The 21,195-nt window shown below is 65.1% G+C and carries 18 protein-coding genes; 12 read left to right on the forward strand and 6 right to left on the reverse strand.

Translation table 11 applies throughout. The annotated features are described in order from the left end of the window. Positions 1–5 precede the first annotated feature (5 nt). Both WEG36_00140 and WEG36_00145 read right to left on the reverse strand, forming a co-directional pair. Positions 6–362 carry a hypothetical protein gene (locus tag WEG36_00140; GenBank protein MEX1256003.1) on the reverse strand — a complete coding sequence of 119 codons (357 nt, stop codon included), beginning with the start codon at positions 360–362 and terminating at the stop codon, positions 6–8. Continuing rightward, positions 362–781 (reverse strand): Rid family detoxifying hydrolase, encoded by a 420-nt coding sequence (locus tag WEG36_00145; protein MEX1256004.1) that lies wholly within the window; start codon positions 779–781, stop codon positions 362–364. The genes WEG36_00140 and WEG36_00145 overlap by 1 nt, the downstream gene beginning before the upstream one ends. Before the next feature lie 241 nt (positions 782–1,022). Here WEG36_00145 and WEG36_00150 point away from each other — a divergent pair, with 241 nt between their 5' ends. Next, a complete protein-coding gene (locus WEG36_00150) occupies positions 1,023–4,124 on the forward strand; it encodes a peptidase S9 (protein ID MEX1256005.1) in 3,102 nt (1,033 codons plus the stop codon). A gap of 13 nt (positions 4,125–4,137) precedes the next feature. Here WEG36_00150 and WEG36_00155 read toward each other — a convergent pair whose 3' ends face one another. From WEG36_00155 to WEG36_00165, 3 genes are read right to left on the reverse strand one after another with little or no spacing between them, the layout of a single operon-like run. Continuing rightward, positions 4,138–5,088: an MlaD family protein gene (locus WEG36_00155; protein MEX1256006.1), complete on the reverse strand. Its 951-nt coding sequence runs from the start codon at positions 5,086–5,088 to the stop codon at positions 4,138–4,140. Beyond that, positions 5,085–5,852: an ATP-binding cassette domain-containing protein gene (locus WEG36_00160; protein ID MEX1256007.1), complete on the reverse strand. Its 768-nt coding sequence runs from the start codon at positions 5,850–5,852 to the stop codon at positions 5,085–5,087. Before WEG36_00160 ends, WEG36_00155 begins: the two co-directional genes overlap by 4 nt. After that, positions 5,852–6,571, reverse strand: a complete 720-nt coding sequence (locus WEG36_00165) for an ABC transporter permease (protein MEX1256008.1) — start codon at positions 6,569–6,571, stop codon at positions 5,852–5,854. The genes WEG36_00160 and WEG36_00165 overlap by 1 nt, the downstream gene beginning before the upstream one ends. A 301-nt stretch (positions 6,572–6,872) precedes the next feature. Here WEG36_00165 and WEG36_00170 point away from each other — a divergent pair, with 301 nt between their 5' ends. Next, positions 6,873–7,298, forward strand: a complete 426-nt coding sequence (locus WEG36_00170; protein MEX1256009.1) for an OsmC family peroxiredoxin — start codon at positions 6,873–6,875, stop codon at positions 7,296–7,298. A gap of 20 nt (positions 7,299–7,318) precedes the next feature. After that, positions 7,319–8,572 carry a hemolysin family protein gene (locus WEG36_00175; protein MEX1256010.1) on the forward strand — a complete coding sequence of 418 codons (1,254 nt, stop codon included), beginning with the start codon at positions 7,319–7,321 and terminating at the stop codon, positions 8,570–8,572. Positions 8,573–8,575: 3 nt separating this feature from the next. Here WEG36_00175 and lspA read toward each other — a convergent pair whose 3' ends face one another. Continuing rightward, positions 8,576–9,169: a signal peptidase II gene (lspA, locus tag WEG36_00180; GenBank protein ID MEX1256011.1), complete on the reverse strand. Its 594-nt coding sequence runs from the start codon at positions 9,167–9,169 to the stop codon at positions 8,576–8,578. Positions 9,170–9,322: 153 nt separating this feature from the next. Here lspA and WEG36_00185 point away from each other — a divergent pair, with 153 nt between their 5' ends. From WEG36_00185 to WEG36_00225, 9 genes are all read left to right on the forward strand, one after another. Beyond that, positions 9,323–9,505 carry a hypothetical protein gene (locus WEG36_00185; GenBank protein MEX1256012.1) on the forward strand — a complete coding sequence of 61 codons (183 nt, stop codon included), beginning with the start codon at positions 9,323–9,325 and terminating at the stop codon, positions 9,503–9,505. Positions 9,506–9,531: 26 nt separating this feature from the next. Next, complete coding sequence (locus WEG36_00190; GenBank protein ID MEX1256013.1) at positions 9,532–9,711, forward strand: hypothetical protein; 180 nt, start codon at positions 9,532–9,534, stop codon at positions 9,709–9,711. 92 nt (positions 9,712–9,803) lie between these two features. Beyond that, entirely contained in the window at positions 9,804–11,420 is a 1,617-nt protein-coding gene (locus WEG36_00195; GenBank protein MEX1256014.1) for a hypothetical protein, read from the forward strand. Beyond that, positions 11,417–12,208, forward strand: coding sequence for an ABC transporter ATP-binding protein (locus tag WEG36_00200; GenBank protein ID MEX1256015.1), 792 nt, complete (start codon positions 11,417–11,419; stop codon positions 12,206–12,208). Before WEG36_00195 ends, WEG36_00200 begins: the two co-directional genes overlap by 4 nt. Before the next feature lie 15 nt (positions 12,209–12,223). Then, complete coding sequence (locus WEG36_00205; GenBank protein MEX1256016.1) at positions 12,224–14,506, forward strand: cysteine peptidase family C39 domain-containing protein; 2,283 nt, start codon at positions 12,224–12,226, stop codon at positions 14,504–14,506. Then, positions 14,493–15,176: a hypothetical protein gene (locus tag WEG36_00210; GenBank protein MEX1256017.1), complete on the forward strand. Its 684-nt coding sequence runs from the start codon at positions 14,493–14,495 to the stop codon at positions 15,174–15,176. The genes WEG36_00205 and WEG36_00210 overlap by 14 nt, the downstream gene beginning before the upstream one ends. Positions 15,177–15,470: 294 nt before the next feature. Beyond that, positions 15,471–16,343 carry a cyclase family protein gene (locus WEG36_00215; protein MEX1256018.1) on the forward strand — a complete coding sequence of 291 codons (873 nt, stop codon included), beginning with the start codon at positions 15,471–15,473 and terminating at the stop codon, positions 16,341–16,343. Positions 16,344–16,494: 151 nt separating this feature from the next. Then, a complete protein-coding gene (locus WEG36_00220) occupies positions 16,495–19,977 on the forward strand; it encodes a pyruvate carboxylase (GenBank protein ID MEX1256019.1) in 3,483 nt (1,160 codons plus the stop codon). A gap of 145 nt (positions 19,978–20,122) precedes the next feature. Beyond that, a complete protein-coding gene (locus WEG36_00225; protein ID MEX1256020.1) occupies positions 20,123–21,184 on the forward strand; it encodes a DUF3500 domain-containing protein in 1,062 nt (353 codons plus the stop codon). Positions 21,185–21,195 lie beyond the last annotated feature (11 nt).

Below are 21,195 nucleotides of genomic sequence, written 5' to 3' on the forward strand. Positions count from 1 at the left end.
CGCGGTCAACGCCGAACGACGGACCTCTGGAGCGGCTCCCTGATCAGGATTTCTATTTGCCTTCCGGGAACCATGAGCACCGGGGCGGTCGTGTAGCGTTGGCCCCCCAGGATCTCCAGCAGGAATCGCACCTCCCCCTCTCCCGGCCAGGGGATGGAGAATCCGACCCGAGTGTTTCCCTCGGCGCGCCCCAGAAGGGTTCGGCGGCCGGCCGCCAGGGCAGTGATCGAGACCGTGGAATAACTTTCGTTCGAGACCCTGACGTTGAGACTCCGGTCCGAGGCGGATTCGAAGGGGTCGAAGTCGGACTGGAATGCGGCGCAGCCGACCAGGGTCAGGAGGAGGAGCAGCAGCGGGCGCATCAGGCGGTCTTCGTGTCCCCGGGTTCGCGCCCCGAAGCCACGCGGGCGATTGCATCCACTTCCACCGCGGCTCCTGCGGGAAGCCCGGCGGCAGCAACGGTGGCACGGGCGGGCCGGTGTCTCCCGAAATGCGCGGCGTACACCTCGTTCATGGCCTTGAAGTCCGCAAGATCCCGGAGGTAGACGGTCGTCTTCACGACCGTATGCATCCCGCCGCCGGCCGCCCGGAGGACCGCGGCCAGGTTCTGGAGCACGCGGGAGGTCTGGTGGGTCACATCCCCCCCTTCGAAGTTGCCCGTCGCCGGGTCCAGCGCGATCTGGCCGGAGGCGAAGATCCAGCCGTTACAAACCACGGCCTGGGAGTAAGGGCCGATGGCGCCCGGTGCTTGATCGGTCGAGACTGTCTTGAGCTCGCTCATCGGCTCCGGGGTCGCCATCGGGGAACGGGCGGAGGAGTTTCGATGCCCGGACGGGAATCGCGCTGTATCTTCATGGGGGCGAAGGATCCGCGCAATGCGTTCAGCCGAATTCCCGATTGGCTTCAGGATCTCCGCGCGCGAGCGCGGGTAAATGAGCTTTGATCTCCTGCGCGGCGGCACCCTCCAGCGGAATCGGTGGAAGGTTGGCCCGCCGTCACACCCTCGGCCCGACGGCATTCCGATGAGATCTTTCCTGCGCGCACGACGGAAGGTGGCGTTCCTTTCCCTTCCCGTCCTCCTGGCCGCCAGCGGCCTCTTCCTTCCCCATCCGGCGGAGTCCCAGTACTTCGGGCGAAACAAAGTCCAGTACGACAGCTTCGAGACGAGGATCCTCGAGACTCCGCATTTCGACATCTACTTTTATCCCGGAATGGAAGAAGCCATCGAGGATGCGAGCCGCATGGCCGAGCGGTGGTACGAGCGCTTCGCGCGCCTGTTCCAGCACGAGTTCGTCGAGCGGAAGCCCGTGATCTTTTACGCCGATCACCCCGACTTCCAGCAGACGAACACGATCTCGGGGCAGCTCGGAGAGGGAACGGGCGGTGTCACGGAGTCGCTGAAAAATCGCGTGATCATGCCGCTCGCGGGGTCGTACGCCTCGACCGACCACGTGCTCGGCCACGAATTGGTGCACGCTTTTCAGTACGACCTCGCGCAATCCAGGCGCGGAGGGGGGATGCCGGGTCTTTCGCGGCTCGCACTCTGGATGATCGAGGGGATGGCCGAATATCTCTCCCTTGGAAGGGAGGATCCCCTCACCGCGATGTGGCTCAGAGACGCGCTTCTGCGCGACGACTTTCCCACTCTCGAGCAGCTCTCCAGGGAGTCGCGCTTCTTCCCCTACCGCTTCGGTCAGGCCTTCTGGACTTACGTGGGGGGGACGTACGGAGACGAGGCCGTGGCCTCGCTTTTCCGGACGTCGCTTCGCCTCGGACCGGACGCTGCGATTCAACAGGTGCTCGGAATATCACCCGACAGCCTCTCGGTCGAATGGCGCGCCGCGGTCGAAGAGCGATATCGGCCTCTGATGGAAGGCCGGACGCCCCCGCGAGAAGCGGGTGCGCTCCTCATGGCGCCCTCCACCGGCGCCGGCGAGCAGAACGTCGCCCCTTCGATCAGCCCCGACGGGCGGTATCTCGTCGTGCTCTCCGAGAAAGACCTGTTCAGCTTCAACCTGTACCTCGCGGACGCAAGGACGGGGGAAATCCTCCGGACCCTCGCGAGCGCGGCATCCGACCCGCACATGGATGCGCTCCGCTTCATTGATTCGTCGGGGTCCTGGTCCCCCGATGGGAACACGGTCGCTTTCGTGACCTTCGCGAATGGCCGGAATGAGATCGTCCTCACCAGCGTGAGCGGAGGGGGGGTTGAACGTCGCCTGAGACTGCCCGAGGAAATCGGCGAAATCACCGGTCCTTCTTTCTCGCCCGACGGCGGGAGCCTGGTCTTTTCCGGGCAGGTGGGTGGCCTCACGGATCTCTACGTCGTGAGTCTGGAAACCGATGAAGTGACGCGGCTCACGAACGATCGGAACGCCCAGTTTCAGCCGACTTTCTCGCCCGACGGCCAGACGATCGCCTTCGTCACCGACATGGGGCCGGCGACGGACTTCGATCTCCTGACCTATTCGGAGATGCAGATCGGGCTGTACGACCTTTCCGACGGCTCGATCGCGGTCCTCGACCTCTTCGGGGATGTGCGGCACGCGAATCCTCAGTACTCGCCGGACGGGCAGAGCCTCTACTTCCTCTCTGATGCGGACGGCTTCAACGACATCTACCGCGTGAACCTCGCCACCGGAGACATCGCCCGGATGACCCGCCTCGCGACGGCGGTCACGGGGATCACCCCGATGTCGCCGGCGATCAGCGTCGCCCGCGAGACGGGGACGGTCGTGTTTTCCGTCTTCGACGAATTCCAGTTCCACATCTACTCGATGGACTCGCGCGATGCCCCCGCAGCCCCGGTCCTTGTGGACGCCATTCAGCCGGACGGACGGTTCCTTCCCTCGCGGGAAACGCGCCTGACCTCGAGAGTCCAGAACTACCTCGCCGACCCCCGCACCGCGCTTTATCCGCCGGGGACCTTCAACGCGGCCGACGCGCAGGACTACACTCCGAGTCTCTCCCTCGACTATCTCGGTCAGCCCATGATCGGCGTCGGGGTGGATCAGCAGTTCGGCAATTTCGTGCAAGGTTCCGTGGCCGCCTTCTTCTCGGACATGCTCGGAAACCGGAATCTGGGCGTCGCCGTCCAGGCCCAGGGGACCTTCAAGGACATCGGCGGTCAGTTCGTTTACACCAATTTGGAGGACCGCTGGAATTGGGGGGTGTCCGCGGGACGCATTCCGTACCTCCAGATCCGGACCGGTGGCTTCTACGACGGGGCGGGGACGACGACCATCATTCAGGAGCGCTATCGCGAGTTTCATACGCAGGCGTCGGGCCTCGTGTCGTATCCCTTCTCCACGACGCGCCGGGTCGATTTCCTCGGAGGGCTGACGCGGTACTCCTTCGATCTCGAGCGCGAGGAGCTCGTCTTATTTAACGGGCGCCTGGTCAACCGGACCGTGACGGATGGCGGAGACGAGCTTTCAGATCCGCTCAACCTGATCTCGGGAAGTGTCGCCCTCGTCGGGGACAACTCCTTCTTCGGGTTCACCTCTCCGATTCGGGGAAGTCGTTACCGGCTGGAGGTCGGAGGAACGGCGGGAAACATCAACTTCACGAACGTCCTCGTTGACTATCGGCGGTACTTCAATCCGATCACCGAGCTGACGCTCGCCGTTCGCGGGATGCACGTCGGCCGCTACGGAAAGAGCATAGAGCAGAGCATCCTCAACCCGCTTTTCCTCGGGTGGGAGACGTACGTGCGCGGATACTCCCCCTATTCTTTCGACTTCGCCTCGGAGTGCACCTCCCCCGAGGGGGTTGCTTTTGCCTGCCCCGAGTGGGATCGACTCTATGGAAACCGCCTGGGGATCGCGAACGTTGAGATCCGCCTCCCCCTCTTCGGGGCGGATCGCTACGGCGTGCTCGGCGGAGGCTTCCTCCCAATTGAGCTCTTCGCGTTCACCGACGCGGGGGTCGCTTGGGACAGTGAAAACCCTCCGGTCTGGGAGTTCGCCCGGGATACGCCCCAGCGCGTGCCGGTCGTGAGCTCGGGTGCCGGCGGGCGGGTGAACGTCCTCGGATTCTTGATCATCGAGGTGCACTACGTTTACCCGTTCCAACGCCCATACCGCGGGGGGCACTGGGGATTCCAGTTCACGCCGGGTTGGTGATGGGTGAGGCGGGTTAGAAGATTCGGATCCGCACGTAGCGGCTCGGATTTTCCCGGATGTCGCGGGCGAGGAGCATGACTTCCTCGACCGCTAAGTTCATCCGCTCGTAGAGCTCCTCGTCCGTCGAGAGCCGCCCAAGAGTCCCTTCCCCGCTTTCGATTCGCGCGAGAATCACATCGAGCGACTCGGTGGCGCGGGCGAGGCTTCCTCCGGCGCTCTGCAGTTCGACCAAGGTCGAGTCCGCGCGGGCGATGCTCCGGTCGAGCGCTTCGTTTGCCACGAGGTCCTCCACGCGGTCCGCTGAACGCCCGATCGAGCCTGAAATCTGCGCCAGTTCGGCGCGCTGCTCCCGGGTGACTTCGGTCAGCGCGGCCAGAAGCTCGCCCAGATCGGCGATCGATTCGTGGAGGGAAGCCACGGCCGATTCGTCCAGGAGCGCACGCACCCGGCTCAGCGCGACCTGCGCTTCGGTTCCCAGCTCCTCGGCGACGTCCATGATTCCGGCGACCGATTCGCCCGGCATCATGGCGCCGGCCGGCAGAGCTTCCGGCGAAGATCCGGGAATGACCTCGACCGTGCGGCCACCCAGAAGGTCGGTTCCCGCGAGCCTGGTTCGAGAATCGCTCGGGATCTCCCACTGCCCATCGATCTCGAGCGCGATGGTCACCCGGCCGTCCACCAACGCGAACTCCTGAACCCGCCCGATATTGACCCCGCGCAGCTGCACCGGGTCGCCCCGCCGTATCCCGCCCGCGTCCTCGACCTGTGTCATCACCACATAGCGTCCCCGGAAGGTCGCCGGGTCCGTCAGAATGAAGAGCACCGCGAGGAAGGCGACGATCCCGAGGAGGACGAACGCCCCGACCCGCACTTCCCTTCCCCCGCCTGCGGATGGTCCGGCTCGCTCCAATTCCTGTTCGGTGGGCGGCCGGCGCCGAGATTCCCGCGTTTCCCCGTTGCTCATGCCGGAACGATCTCCTGGAGCGCCGCGTTCGCGGCGGCGCGATCTACGAAGGCACGGACCACCGTGTCTCCGGACGACCTGAATTCGCTCGGCGTCCCGACGAAGCGAAGGGTGCCGCCGCTCAACATCGCGACGCGGTCACACATCTCGAGTCCCCCTTCGATGTCGTGGGTCACGATGACGGAGGTGACCCGAAGCTGGTCCGTGAGGCGTCCGATCAGGCGCTCGACGGCGGCGGTATTGACCGGATCCAGCCCCGTTGTGGGCTCGTCCCAGAGTAGGATCTTTGGACGCCCCACGACGGCGCGCGCGATTCCCACCCGCTTCTTCATCCCGCCGGACAGCTCCGCGGGCAGCTTGGGGAGGACCCCACGCGGATCCAAGTTCACGAGCTCGAGGGCCTCCCAAACCTTTCCGCTTCTCTCTCGCCGCGAGAGGCTTTTGAGGGCGGCCTCCGGAATTCCGCTCTCCACGTTCTCGTAGACACTGAGGGAGTCGAAAAGCGCAGCGTGTTGAAATACGTACCCGGCCTTCTGCCGGATTCGGCGGAGTTTTTCCCGACCTCCACGATACACCGACTCGCCCTCCACGAGCACGTCTCCCCGATCGAGGGAGATCAGCCCGATCGTGGTCTTCAACAGGACACTTTTTCCCGTCCCCGAGGGCCCGAAGATTCCAAACATCTCTCCCTCTTCGACCTCGAGGCTGACTCCCTCGAGCACCGGAGTGTCGAACGCTTTCCAGACGTTCTTGTAGGCGATCATCACTGAAGGAGAAGCGGCGGGAAGAGGGCATCCAGAATCAGAATCGTCAGCGTCATAAACATCACAGACTGCGTCGTCGTCCTCCCCACTCCCGCTGCGCCACCCCCCGTGCGGAATCCCATGTGAATGGCGATGACAGGGATGGCGAACCCGAAAGTGACCGCCTTGAGGAGCGAATAAAACAGGTCCCAGTTATGCCAGAAGAGGCGGGCGCCATAAAGGAAGGACTCGTATCCGAGCCCGACCGTCATCCGGGCTGCGACCATCCCTGAGAGGACCCCGACGAAGTTCGCGATTCCCACGAGGAGAGGGACCACCACGATCCCTGCCACGATGCGGGGCGCCGCGAGGACCACGATCGGATCCCTCCCAACCGCCTGAAACGCCTCGAGCTGCTCGGAGACCTTCATGGTCCCCAGCTCCGCGGTGATTCGGGCCCCGACTCGCCCGACGAGGACGATCGCGGTCAGGACGGGACCCAGTTCCAGAATGACACTCGCGGTCACCACGCTCCCAAGGATGTAGAGGGGGACGGAGCCCTGGAATTGGTACCCTCCCTGCTGGCTGGTCACGATTCCGCTGAGGACGGCGGTGACCAGAACGATCGGGATGCTTTGCACCCCCATGATGTACATCTGCTGGAAGATGGCGCGCCGGGATACCTGAAGGCTCACGAGAGCCCCGGCGGAGCGCGTCAGGAGGAGGGAGATCTGCCCCATGTGCTCCGCCACGAGCCGCGAGAAGCGGCCCAGCCCACCCAAGGGGTACGCCAGGACGGCGGGGAGTCGTGAGCCCCGGGAGAGTTCCGTGTGCACCGCAGTGATGGACAGGTGGAAGGGGAGCCGATGGTGGCCGGATCGTCGTTGACTCCCGGTGCGCCTCAGACCCGAACAGTCTCTAATAATCCCGGACCCGATGCAACCCGGACCTCGGCACCGGGTACCCGCACCGGATGTGCCGCGACGCTGGGAAGCGCTTGCAGGGCTAGATTCCAGAAATCCCTAGACCCTCGGAGGCAAGATGCCTGTACGCAAGGCGAACGCAGAATGGAAGGGAACGCTCAACGAGGGCACCGGGAGGGTCAAGACGGAGACGGGAGTCCTCGACGCACCCTATTCCTTCGCCTCGCGATTCGAGTCGGGTTCCGGTACGAATCCCGAGGAGCTCGTCGGAGCGGCGCACGCCGCCTGTTATTCGATGTTCCTTTCCGCCCTACTCACCAAGGCGGGCCATCCGCCCGATTCGGTACGGACGGTCGCGCAGGTGCACTTGGCGACGGGCGAAGGCGGCCCGACGATTCTCCGCATCGAGCTTTCGACGGAAGCCACGGTCCCGGGCATCTCCCCCGAAGCGTTCGCGGAACAGGCCGAGGCCGCGAAGTCCGCCTGCCCGGTCTCGAAAGCACTGGCGCCGGTGGAGATCCAGCTCGAGGCCAGGCTCGTCTGAGGAAGGGCTGACCGCCAGCCATGGCCATGCTCTTTTGGGTCCTGGGGGTTTCCCTCGGGGTCTCTTTCCTCATGTCGATCCTCGAGGCGGTCCTCCTCTCGGTGAACCGCTCGTTCGTGGCGCTCCTGATGGAAGAAGGGCGCCGCTCGGGCACATACCTCAACAAGCTCCAGCAGAGAATCGACGAGCCGATCTCGGCGATCCTCACTCTCAACACGATCGCCCACACGGTCGGCGCGGCGATGGGGGGTGCGCTCGCGCTCCAACAGTTCGGCGATGATTGGATCGCCGCTTTTTCGGTGGCGCTGACTCTCGCGATCCTCCTCTTCTCCGAGATCGTTCCCAAGACCGTCGGTGCCACGTACTGGAAAGAGCTGGCGGGACCAAGCGCGTACGTCTTGCGGGCGCTCGTCTTTCTCATGAAGCCGATCCTCACCCCCCTTTCCTACTTCTCCAGGCTCTTCACGCGGCACAAGGCACATCAGTCCACGGTGAGCCGGGCCGAGCTCGAGGTCCTCGCTGAAATCGGCCGCCGGGAGGGGACGCTGGACGAAGAAGAGTGGCGAGTGGTGACAAACGTCATGAACCTCGACAAGGTGACGGTCGGGGAAGTCATGACTCCCCGGACCGACATGGTCGCGATCCCCGCGAGCGCCTCCGTGGAGGAAGCGAAGGCGCTTATGCTGGACGAAGGACACCTCAGGCTCCCCGCCTTTGAGGGGAGCCTCGATCGGATCTCGGGAGTGCTCTTGGCCCGGGACCTTTGGCAGGCGGATCGCGAGGGGATCACCGAAATTCGGGCGCTCTTGCGCCAAGTTTCCTTCGCTCCCGATTCGAAGCCTGTCGAAGATCTCATCGTCGAGATGCGCGAGAGGCGGATCAACATGGTCATCGTCGTGGACGAGTTCGGCGGCACTGCCGGACTCGCAACGCTCGAGGACCTGATCGAAGAGATCGTCGGAGAGATCCGGGACGAGCATGAGGGCGACGAGCCGGTCTCGTTTCAAACTCTCGGAGGCGGGGTGATGCGCGTGTGGGGCGCAGTTCCCCTTCGCGAGGCCAATGAGACTCTGGACTTGGAGCTCCCCGAAGATCGTTTCGATACCTTGGGGGGCTTCGTGTTCGGATCCCTCAATCGGGTGGCGGAGGTGGGTGACGAGGTGCGGGTGGACGGTGGATGTTTTCGGGTCGTGAAGATGCAGGGCCGAAGAATCGAATTCCTGAAGTTCACTCCGGACGACGGAGGAAGCCGCGACGGACATCCGCGGCCTTGACGCTCAGTCCCCACCCTTCGCCGTTGCGACTTCCCGCCCACGGCGAATTCGCACTTCCTCCCGCCAGAAGGACGCGGCCAGAGCGATCGCGCCACAGGTGATCGCGGTATCGGCCACGTTGAAGACGGGCCAGAGCATGAAGCCGAGATCGATTGGACCGATGAAGTCCACGACGCCGCGGTCCCAACGCACCCGGTCGTACAGATTCCCCAGCGCCCCTCCCAGCACCGCGGCCGCGGCGCTCACCCTCCCGTAGTCGCGCGGATCGGCCTGGCGAATCACGACCAGGAGGAAAACGACCGCCGCCAGGGTCACCGGGACGAAGACCCAGCGGGGATCGTCTCCGATCGTCAGACTGAACGCCGCCCCGCGATTAAATGCCAGGGTCAGGGGGATCAGCCCGCCGAGAAGCGATAGGGTGCGACCGCCGTCGAGGGCATCGAGCGCCCAAGACTTGGTCGAGAGATCAAGGGTGACGAGGGCGAGGACGATCCCCCCCGCAAGAATTCGCTTGGGTGTGAACATCGAGTCCATGAAATAAGCCACGGCGTGGTCGGGATTGCCCGAAATCTCGATCAACCCGCCCCACCCCGCCACCCCCGCCTCCCACTCCGCATCGGGCCGATCCAGCTATGGAGAGTACCCATGCCTTCGCGGAAGATTCGCACGCATCACCCCGGGCGAGGCGGGCCCGGGAATTCGCGTGCCGAAGGCGGCCGGCGGAGACGACTCTCACTCAAGGAGGAGCAAATGCACACGCTGAATCGAGAGGAAATGGCGCTGGTCCACGGAGGTGGATTCTGGTCGGGGGTGGCCTGCGGCTTAGGCGCGGTCACCGCGCTCGTCGCTTGGACGAGCCCCGATCCCTTCAGCAAGCTGGCGATCCTCGCATACGGAGGCGGGGCAATCAGCTGTATCACCGCATACCTCTGAACCTTCTCGAACAAGGAGACACGCAGATGCGCGCTCTGACGATGCAAGAAATGGAAGCACTTCCAGGTTCCGGCGACTTCCTTCGCACAACCTGTGGCGTGACCGTGGGGGCGACGGTGGCCGCCTCGTTCGTCTTCGGGCTCCCCGGCTTCCTTCTAACCGTGAACAAGGCGATCACCGCGTGCGGGCTCGCGGTCCTCGCGTGAGCTCAGCTGATCGGGACTCCGCCCCGCCCGTGCCGGGGGGCGGAGCGCCGGCCTCTTCCGCCCGCGATCGTGCGTGCGTCGCGGACCCGGGAGTGGCCGCGAAGCTCGGCCTGTGGCGGCTGCGGATCGGGGCGCTCTGGCTCCGTCGAGAGGCTCTGAGGAGCATTCAGGGCTGGGCGGTCCTCCTCCTGCTCGTCGTGGCGGCTCCTTCCCTGTGGGAGCTCGTGGTTGTCGAGGACTCGTTTCCCTTAAGGGGCCTCGACGGCCTCGCCCGAATCGGAGCGCTCGTCGTCTCGAGTCTCGCTCTGACCCTCACCTACGCGGTGATGGTCCCGGCCCTTCTCTGGCGAGAGAGAGCCGTCCAGGGCCAACGAGAACCTCTCCGGGCTCATCCATGGATCTTTCCGGAGCTCTTCTGCGTGCAGGTCGTGTCCGCCGTCGGGATTTGTGGGCTCCATCTGCTCGTATTCCACGATCTCCTCCTTCACGGACTCGTGACGGGGGGAGCCGCCCGGCCCGGCTGGGTTCTTCTCCTCCACGCGAGCGCGAGCCTGGCGTATTACTTCGTCGTCGGCATTCTCGTACTCGGTGCCGTCGGATTCACCCGCATGAGCGCCCCACGGAAAGCGCCCACCCTCCGCCATCAGAGGATTTTCGCCCTCCTCTTCATGGCCACCTTTCCCCTTTTTGTTGTCGTTCCCCACCTGCTTGGTGAGTGGGCACCCTCGGTCCTTTCCAGAATCGGCGAGTCGGCGCCCAATGCGCTCCACTTCCTCCAGGCTCCGGTGGCAATCCTTCACGCGGCGACAGACGGGTCCGAGGCGCGGATCGCCGGGTGGGGGGCGGTCCTCATTGCGGGGGTCATGCTTGGGACACGTGCGCTTTGGCGCCAGTCGGGACGAGTGGCGCTCCAGGGACTCGACGCTGGCGGCGAAGGTCTCCCGACATCGTACGAGTGCGCTTTCCCCCCTCGGCTGCGGGGTCGGACTTCGCGGCTTCGCCTCTTCTGGACCAAAGACGTCGTCCTTCCTCTTCGCCGGGGCCCATGGGCGTATGTCGCGCTACACTCCGTCTTGGCGAGCTGGGTCCTACTCGGACTCGCCGGCGCTTTGCTGGGGGCGCGAGAGGCCTCCGAGGCGGCGGCCCTGACGGGGGGAGGACTCGATGCGCTCCTCTTCGCCCTCGCCGGTGTCCTCGCTGGCCTGCGGACTCTTCCAAGCCTCGGGTCCGAGAAAAGCACTCTCCACCTCTGGCGCCCCTTCATCTCCCCTGCCGAAACCTTTCGGCTCAAGCTGCTCGTGAACGAGGGCTACGTGCTGCTTCACGCGCCCCTCTACGGACTCATGATCTCGGCCGGCTCGTGGTTGGCGGGCGTTCCCGGACCCACGGCGATTGAAGCGGTCGGCTTCGCGCTCATCGGAGGGGGCGTCATGTCGCTATTCGGGACCGGTCTGGGCTTTCTCTTCCCGGACAGCCGGTGCCGTGGCGTCGTCCTTCCAGGTGCCTCCACGACCGGAATCTTCCTTTTTGGAGCGTTCGCAATCGGGGCCACGGGAGTGGTGACGGCCGCTCGCGTGCTCTTCTCGCAGGGGACGATTTCTCCCCTGGTTCACGCGGGGATCCTCGCCACGAGCGTCCTCACCATCGCCTCGTTGTCCGGCGTCATCGTGACCCTGGCACTCACGCGCCTTCGGAACGGACCGCCATGACGAATCCAGTCTCTGCAGTCCGCCTGCAATCGCTCGGCAAGCGATACGGGGACACGATCGCCCTCGAGGATGTGTCTCTTAGCGTTCCGCCCGGCAGCGTCTTCGGGCTCCTCGGGCCCAATGGGGCCGGAAAGACCACAACGATTCAAATCATCATGGGACTCGTTCGGCCGACGGCCGGGCAGGCGTGGATCGGCGACGTACCGGTGGATTCTCCAGGAATCCACGCCGCGCGCCGGAAAGTGGGATACGTCCCGGACGAATCTCTGCTTTACGACCACCTGACCGCACGGGAGTTCTTGACCTTCATCGCTTCCCTTCATGGGACCCAAGAAGAGTTCGACGATCGCCTCCGTCGCGGGCTTACGGCTCTCGGCCTCACGTCCACAGCCAATGTCCTGATCCGAACTTACTCCCTGGGGATGAAGCGGAAGGTCGCCCTCCTGGCCGCAACGCTTCCCGACCCGAAGATCCTCGTTCTGGACGAACCCACGGGATCCCTCGATGCCGCGAGCGCCCGAACGGTCAGCCGGATGATCGCGGACTTTCGAGATCGCGGCGGGGCGGTGCTCCTCGCGACCCATCAAATGGAGCTCGCCGAGCGGCTCTCCGACCGGATTGGAATCCTCCACGGTGGCTCCCTTCGCTTCGAAGGCACGCCAACGGAACTCCGGGTCGCCCACGGTCGCCATTCGAAAGAGGGACTCGAGGAGATTTTCCTCCGCATGACCTCCGACCGGGAGATCTCTCCGGACGCGGGTAAGCCCTTGGCTCGGTGTCTCAGCTGACCGCCGAAATCCTCCATGTCCGCCGCCTGTCCGCAAGTCGAAGCAACGTCCCAGCCGTCACCTGGCTCGACCCGCGGCCTTTGGGCGCGAGTCCGCCGCCGCGTGTGTCCCCCGCTCGTCCGGCAACACGACCAAACGGACTGTGGGCCCGCCGCTCTGCTGTCGGTCTTGCGGCACTGGGGAGGCGACTTGCCCCTGGCGGAGCTTCGCGACCTCGCCGGAACCGATCTTCGAGGAACGAACCTCGTGGGGCTCCAGCGCGCTGGGGAGGCGATCGGCTTCGTAGCCCGTGGTGCGTCGGGCACGCTGGATGAGCTCGCGCGGGAAACGCTCCCCTGCATCGCCCACCTGCTCCTCCCGGACGGCAACACACATTTCGTCGTCGTGTATCGCGTGGCCGCCCGCCGCGTCTTCGTGGGCGACCCGGCGCGCGGGCGGAAGCAAATTCCCCGCGCGGAGTTCTTGTCACTCTGGCGGTTTCGCTCGGTGCTCCTCCTCGAGCCGACGCCGAGTCTCCGCCGGGCCGGCGGAAGTCGAATGGGATGGATCCGGTGGCTCGCCGGACACTGCCGCGCCGAGCCGGGGTGGCTGGTGCAGTCCCTCTTTCTCGGGCTGGCGAGCGCGGTCCTGGGGCTGGCGACCGCAGTCTTTGTCCAGTGGCTGATCGATCGCTTCATTCCCGAGCGAAACGTGCGGATGATCCTGGCCACCGGATTCATCCTCCTCATCGTCCTCGGGGCGAGAGCGGCCGCCGCAAACCTTCGCCAACGCTTCTTGCTCCGACTCAACACCCGCGTGAGCCTGCGCCTCGACGCGGAGTTCCTCGATCGGCTATTTCACCTCCCCCTGAGATTCTTCGAGAGCCGGGCGGTGGGCGACATCTCCGCCCGGCGAAGTGACGGCATCCGCGTACAGTCCGCGCTTTTCGAGCTCCTGGGAACGATGGTCATCGACGGGCTCATCGTGCTCGGAACTCTTCTGGCGCTCCTGTTCCTCGCGACTCCGATGGTGTTCATCGCCTTGGGGCTCCTCCCACTGTACGCGGCCTACCTCCTTCGATCGCTGGGTCCCTTGCGGGATACGCAGGCGGAGGTACTGGCCGCGTACTCCACCGTCGAGGCGACATTCATCGACCACATGCGCGGCATCGGCGAGATCCTCGCCCTGGGTGCATCCTCCCCTTTCGCGATCCGGAACGCGGCCGAACACCGCACCTTTCAACTCCGTGCGGAGCGGCTCGGCGGGCTGCACGCGGGAATCGCTTTCGCTTCGGACCTGACGGGCGGCGCGATCGTCGTCGTGGCTCTGGTGTGGGGTGCCCTTTACGTCGTGAGTGGGGAGCTGCGTTTGGGGGAATTCGTGGCCGGCTATGGGCTTCTGGGCGGAATGATCCCCTCCATTCAGCGTCTCACGCGCCTTCCGTCGACTTTTCAGGAGGGCTCGCTCAGCGCGTCCCGTTTCCGCGACCTCCTGCTCGCGCCCCGCCCGCACGAATTCGGTCGCCACACTTTTTGCCTCCAGCGCTCCATTCGGTTGGAGGATGCACATCTCGCCTGGAACTCCGGCGAAGCGGTTCTCGACGGCCTGAACCTCTCCCTGGAGCGGGGGGAGTCCACTGCCATTGTCGGCGCGAACGGGGCCGGCAAGACCACCCTCGTGTCCGTATTCAATCGAATGCGCCCCCTGACCCGCGGGCGGCTCCTCGTAGACGAGATCCCCGCCGAGACCATTTCTCTCTCGAGCTTTCGGCGGGGGGTTTCGATCGTACCCGAGGAAGTGACCCTCTTTCGAGGGTCCTTCGCCGACAACGTCCTCTTGGGTCGCGAACTGGGGGACGTAGCGAAGGTCCTCGCGCGCTTGGAGGAGCTCGGATTCCGAGGATACCTCGACCGTTTTCCCGAGCGCTGGAGGACCCGGATCGGCGAAGGAAGCCGCCGACTCTCCGCCGGGGAGCGGCAGGTCGTCGGGTTTCTGAGAGCGCTCGCTTCGTCTCCGGCCCTCCTCCTCGTGGACGAGGGACTCAGGAGCACGGATGCCGAAACCGAAGAGATCCTCCTTACAATTATCCTGCGGTACCGGGAGGAACACGCTGTGCTCGTCGTGTCTCACGAGCCCCGAGTTGTCGTGCGGATGGATCGGGTGTGCGTCCTCGACGCCGGTCGGATCGTGGCCGAGGCACCGGCCGGCCAGATGTCCGACGAACCTCGTGCGCACGCCGTAGGACTTGGGGCTCCGATTCCCAGGCTCGATGTCCGGGCGAGCATATCGGAGGGCGTCAGGGCTCATGGGTCGCTCTGATCTCGGCGCCGAAGCCGGGGTCCCGGCCACGACCTCCGGACTTCGCAACTGGCATCTCTTTCTCATTGTTTCCCTTGCGACGCTGGCGGTTACGATCGGAACCAATCGGATCGTCATGACCGAGGAGGTCTACGGACGAATGATCCCGGCGGTGGATGGCTCTTTGGCGCAGGTATCGCAGGTCCTCGCCGAAGCGCGGCGCTGGGAACGCCTCGCCTACGTTCTGACCCCGGTCCTTCTCCTCGCCCGTGTCGGTTTTTCGGCCTTATTGGTTCAACTCGCCCTCCTCGTTTTGGGTGCTCCGAAGCCATTGGCCTCCGTGTTCCGCGGCGCACTCTGGGCTCAGGCCGCGAGCTGGCTCGGTTCGGCAGCCCAGCTCCTCTGGATGTCATCGCTTCCCGCGAGTGCCCTCACTCTGGCCACGCTGGAAGTCCCACCGGGCACAATTGCTTCCCTTTTGCCCCTTCCGGCAGACGGGGCTTCGCCGCTGGGCATCCTCCTTCGCCAGATCACCCTTTTCGACCTCGCCTGGATCACCCTTTTCGCCACCGCAATCGAAGACGGTTCAGCAGTCCGCGCGCGGACTGCCTTCGCCGCAGTCGGGGCATCCTGGTTCGCCGTGACGGCCGTTCGTTGGGGTGCGCTCGTGTACCTCACCGGATTCGCATAGGCCCCGAGATGGTCCACCCGGGCGCCGGCGGGGCTCGACCTTGCTCCGGCAGAGCCGCAGGCCTACTCTCTCAGTCGGTGCTCCGGAAGGTTCTTCGGAAGAGTCCCGGGGGTTCCCGCATCGGCGGCCGAGGGCCGGGGAGAGTTGCTCATGTGTAATCGTAGATCAAGACAGTTAATTGTTTATCATACAATGCGATACGGCGTCCTTGTGGTCGCCATATTGTGCCCCACCGTCCGCCCCCTTTCGGCCCAGGAGCGCGATCCGGTCACTTCCGCCCAGATAGACGGGTGGATGAGTGAGCTCTCGAATGCCGGGCGGTGGGGCCCGGCAGACGAACGAGGCACTCTGAATCTGATCACTCCCGGGCATACCGTGACTGCGGCCGGCCTGGTCCGAGAAGGCTACGCCGTCTCCCTTTCGCATGATTATCTCAAGGAGGCGGCCGAAGACGCGACCTCCCCCTTCGGGCATGAGATCCTCGGTGCCGGCGGCCAGGGCGCCTTCGTGAGCGACCGCTTCAATGTCGTCTTTCATGGGTACGCCCACAGCCATCTCGACGCTCTCTGTCACATGTCTCACCAGGGCATCTCGTACAACGGTTTCGCACGGAGCGCGATCTCGGCCGAGGAAGGATGCCCGGCCCTTGCGATCACGACCATGAAGTCGGGAATCGCGACTCGCGGCATTCTCGTGGACATCCCGCGGCTTCGAGGGGTGGACTATTTGGAGCCGGGCGCTCCGATTTACCCTGAGGACCTCGAGGCATGGGAGGCGGAGACCGGTGTAAGGATCGGCCCTGGCGACGCCCTTTTGGTGCGCAGTGGGCGCTGGGCGCGCCGGGCGGAGGAGGGACCGTGGGCCACCGGCCGCCTCGCTGCCGGCCTGCATGCATCCGTGGCTCCTTGGCTGCACGCGCGCGGCGTGGCCATTCTCGGGAGCGACTACACGAACGATGTCCTCCCCTCGGGGGTCGAGGGAGTAGCCATGCCAATCCACCAGCTCACACTCGTGGCGATGGGGATGCCACTTTTCGATAACCTGGATCTCGAAGCCGTGGCTCAGGCGGCCGCCGAACGTGACCGGTGGGAATTCTTCCTCGTGGCTGCCCCACTCGCCGTGCCGGGCGGGACCGGATCCCCGCTGAACCCGCTGGCCTTCTTCTGATCGCAGGGGGACGCCCCTTTCAAGAAACTTGGCGGGCGCTTTTCTTTCCTGGTCGCCTGAGAATTCCATCGAAGGCGGCCGACGGAGCCGCTCGCAACACGGCGCGCCGTCCAAGCCGCCGCCTCGCTGAACTCACATGGGAATCGCCAGCTTGCCCTCTTCCAAGTCCTTCAAGCGCGTGATGGCCGCGAATCGCGGCGAAATCGCGATTCGTGTCTTTCGGGCCTGCACCGAGCTCGGCAAACAAACCATCGCGATTTACAGCGAAGAGGACTCCCTCGCGCTCCATCGCTACAAGGCGGATGAGGCCTACCTCCTGTCCTCGAGCAAGGGACCCGTGGATGCGTATCTCGACATCGAGGCGATCATCGCCCTCGCCGTCGAAAAGGAGGTGGATGCAATCCATCCCGGCTACGGATTCCTGGCCGAAAACGCGACCTTCGCGCGCCGGTGCGCGGAAGAGGGAATCGTCTTCATCGGACCCTCTCCGGAGCACCTCGAGCTCTTCGGCAACAAACTCCGCGCGCGCCAACTCGCCGTCTCGGCAGGGGTCCCCGTGGTCCCGGGAACGCAAGACCCGGTTCCCGACGAGGCGCACGCCCTCGCCTTCGCGCGCGAAGCCGGTTTTCCGGTCATCGTGAAGGCGACGGCAGGTGGTGGGGGACGTGGGATGCGAGTTGCGGAAAACGAGGAGGAGCTCGCAGAGGGGCTTGTCGTGGCCCGCCGCGAGGCCGGCGCATCCTTCGGAAATACCACCGTCTATCTCGAGAAATACGTTCGGCACCCCAGGCACATCGAGGTCCAGATCCTCGGCGACGGAACCGGGCGCGTCGTGCATCTCTGGGAGCGGGACTGCTCGGTCCAGCGCCGGCACCAGAAGATCGTCGAAGTCGCACCGGCCGTGGGCCTCGATCCCGATCTTCGCGCTCGCATCTGCGCCTCGGCCGAAACCCTGATGAGGGGAACGGGCTATCGGGGCGCCGGCACGGTCGAATTTCTCGTGGACCAGGAAGGCGATCACTTCTTCATCGAAGTGAATCCCCGCATTCAAGTGGAGCACACGGTGACGGAGATGGTCTTGGGTCTGGACCTCGTCCAGGCCCAGATCCGAATCGCAGAAGGACGGGACCTGGCCGAAGCCGGAGTGCCCGATCCGGTTCCCCCGCCGCGGGGCTACGCGATTCAATGCCGGGTCACCACGGAAGATCCCGAGAACGGGTTCCTCCCTGACGCGGGAAGGATTGCCCACTACCGCTCGCCCGGCGGCTTCGGAGTGCGCCTCGATGGAGCCACGGCATTCACGGGGGGATACGTCAGCCCGCACTACGACTCGCTCCTCGTCAAGGTGTGTACGACCGCGCTCCGTTTTGAGGATGCCGCGAAGAAGATGCACCGCGCACTTCTCGAGTTCCGAATTCGCGGCGTCAAGACCAACATTCCGTTCCTCGAAAACGTCGTCACGCATCCGGATTTCCTTTCCGGCCGAGTGGACACCGGATTTGTCGAGAGCCATCCCGAGCTCTTCGACTTTCGCCCCCGCAGGGACCGAGGCTCGAGGCTCCTGCGCTACATCGGACACATCGTCGTCAACGGGCAGGAGGGTGGGCCGCGGTCACGGACGAAACCGTCCTTCCGCCCCGCCCCGGTACCCACTCCACCTCCCGTGTCCCCACCTCCGGGAGAGACTTTCAAAGCTGTCCTGGACCGGGACGGCCCCGAGGCGGTCGTCAAGCGAGTGCATGCCGCGGATCGGGTCCTCCTGACGGATACGACGTTTCGGGATGCCCACCAGTCGCTCCTCGCGACCCGCGTGAGGACCTACGACCTGGTGCGGATCGCGGAGGCAACCGGCCGGCTTATGCCGGAGCTCTTTTCCATGGAAGTCTGGGGGGGCGCGACCTTCGACACCGCCTATCGCTTCCTCAAGGAAGATCCCTGGGAACGCCTCGAGTCGCTGCGGGAGAGGATTCCGCATCTCCTCCTCCAGATGCTCCTCCGTGGCCAGAGCCTACTCGGATACTCCGCCTATCCCGACAATGCCGTGCGTGCCTTCGCGCGCGAGGCGGCGCGCGCCGGAATCGACGTGTTCCGAATCTTCGACTCGTTGAACTGGCTTCCAAACATGCGTGTGGCCATTGATGCGGTCCGGGAGGAGGGGAAGCTCGCCGAAGTGGCGATCTGCTACACTGGCGATATTCTCGACCCCGCACGTACGCGGTACGATCTCGGCTACTTCGTCGGTCTCGCAAAGGAATTCGAGGGGGCGGGCGCGCACATTCTCGGAATCAAGGACATGGCGGGGCTTCTCAAGCCCGAGGCCGCATACCGGCTCGTCAGCGCACTGCGAGACGCGATCGGCATTCCGATTCACCTCCATACCCATGACAGCACGGGGGTCGGGGTGGCGACTGCCGCGAGAGGCACCCTGGCTGGGGCCCAGCTCGTGGACGGCTGCATCGATTCCCTGGCCGGCGGAACATCTCAACCAAGTCTCCGCGCGATCGCCGCCGCCCTCCAGGGTACGGACCGCGACCCCGGCCTCGACCTCGAAGCGCTCCAGCCACTCAACGACTATTGGGGGTCCGCACGCACCTCCTACAGCTTCCTCGAGAGTGGTCCCGCGGTCCCGGATGCGGGCGCTTTCCGGCACCAGGTCCCAGGAGGGCAATATTCAAATCTCAAGCAGCAGGCAGAGGCGCTGGGATTCCGAAATCGCTGGCGCGAAGTCGTTCAGGCATACCACGATGCGGACTCGCTCCTCGGAGAGCTGATCAAGGTCACCCCCTCGTCGAAGGCCGTCGGCGACCTCGCCCTTTTTATGGTGCAACACGAGCTGACGGAATCCACTCTCCTGGAACGTGCCCCGGAGCTGGGTTTTCCGGAGTCCGTCGTCGGGCTCCTCCAAGGAAAGCTCGGAAAGCCACCCTACGGGTTTCCGGAGAAGTTGCAGAGGGCCGTTCTCAAGGAAATCGAGCCGTTAGAGGACCGCCCGGGCGCCTACCTCCCTCCCACCGACTTCGACTCGGTGCGGAAGGAACTCGAGGCTTTGGCGAACGAAAACCGTCTCTCCGAGGTGCCGAAGGATCGAGAGCTCCTCAGCCATGTGCTCTTCCCCGATGTCTACCGCACCTTCGTCGTGCATAAGGCCGAGTACGGAGACACATCGGTCCTGGACTCCCCCACTTTTTTTTATGGGCTGGAGGCCGGCGAGCGGGTCGCGGCCGAGATCGAACCGGGGAAGACGTTGATCATCCGGCTCATCTCGGTCGGCGAGGTGCGCGCCGACGGCACGCGACCGGTCGTCTTCGAGCTGAACGGACACGCCCGGGAAGTTCGCGTGCGGGACGTCGGAATCACCGTGGACGCCGCTCTGCACCCCAAGGCAGATGCCCGTGACTGGAAGCAGGTGGGCGCCTCGATGCCTGGAAAGGTCGTCCAGCTCCTCGCGCGCGCCGGCGACTCCGTACACCGGGGAAGCCGGCTCGTCCTCATGGAAGCGATGAAAATGGAGACCGCGATCACCTCACCGCGCGACGCCGTGGTGGAAGAGATCCTCGTCCATCAGGGGGACTCTGTCGACCCCGGCGATCTCCTCGTCCGGCTTGCGGACGTCCCCGAGACCGAAGGGATCTGACCTCATCGGAGGGAGAGCGCGCCGGCACGCTCCTCTCCGATTGAGCCGGCCCCCGAGCTCCGCGTTGACACGCCACTCGCGCGGCGGCCAGACTGTCGGAGCCCCCGGGGATACACCCAGACACGTTTTGCTTCCGGAGACCACCATGCTCCAGAGATTCCGCGCATGTGCCGCGCTCGCGACCGTCGCCTCCGTGTCGCTCCACATCCCTTCCCCGGCATCCGCGCAGACGTTCGATCCGGTGGTCGGCGCTCAGGAGGCGATGGCGGCCGCCGCCTCCGACTTCCTCGCCACGCTGAACGGAGCGCGCCGCGCGTCCGCCCACCTCCCCTTCGAGGACGAGGTGCGGATGGGATGGCAGTACATCCCGGCCGAGCGGGAGGGTCTCCTCCTGGCGGACATGACCGCGGTCCAGCGGCAGCGCGTGCATGTGCTTCTCCGCACGGCGCTGAGCGGCACGGGTTACCTGAAGATCACGAGCGTGATGCAGCTCGAGGAGGTCCTTCGGGCCATCGAAACGGCCGGATTCGCAAGGAGCGTCGAAGGATACGTCGTTGCCGTCTTCGGGGATCCCGCGTCGGGTGAGCCGTGGGGGTGGAGGTTCGAGGGGCATCACGTCTCCCTGAACTTCACGTCGGTCGCTCCCGGGGGGCTGTCGGCCACGCCTCTATTCCTCGGGAGCAATCCCGCCGAGGTCCGGAGCGGGTCATGGGCCGGGCTCCGGGTCCTCCACCGTGAAGAGGATCTCGCCCGCGAGCTCCTCCGCAGCCTCTCCCCCGACCTGCGCGCGCGCGCCGTCGTGTCGCCCACACCTCCGAACGACATCCTCACGCGCAATGACCCAGTGGCCCGGGAGCTCCCGGTGGAAGGGCTTCCGGCGGGGGAGATGGGTTCGGAGAGTCGGGTCCTCCTACTTGCGCTCCTCGAGGAGTTCGCGGGAAATCTGGACGAAGGGGTGGCCGAAGCGCACCTCTCCGCCGTGCGCACTGCCGGGGTGGAAAGTCTCCACTTCGTCTGGTCGGGTGGGGTCGAAGCCGGGGAGCCCCATTACTACCGGATCCAGGGACCCACCGTCCTCGTGGAATTCGACAACGTTCAGGGAGAGGGAAACCACGTCCATTCCGTGTGGCGCGATCTCGAAAACGACTTCGGCGGGGACCTGCTCCGGCGCCACTACGAAACCGCGGACCACACCCGGAATCCGTGAGCGCGGCGGCC

The organism is Gemmatimonadota bacterium, from assembly GCA_040882465.1.
Classification (GTDB): Bacteria; Gemmatimonadota; Gemmatimonadetes; order Longimicrobiales; family Gaopeijiaceae; genus JBBEBG01.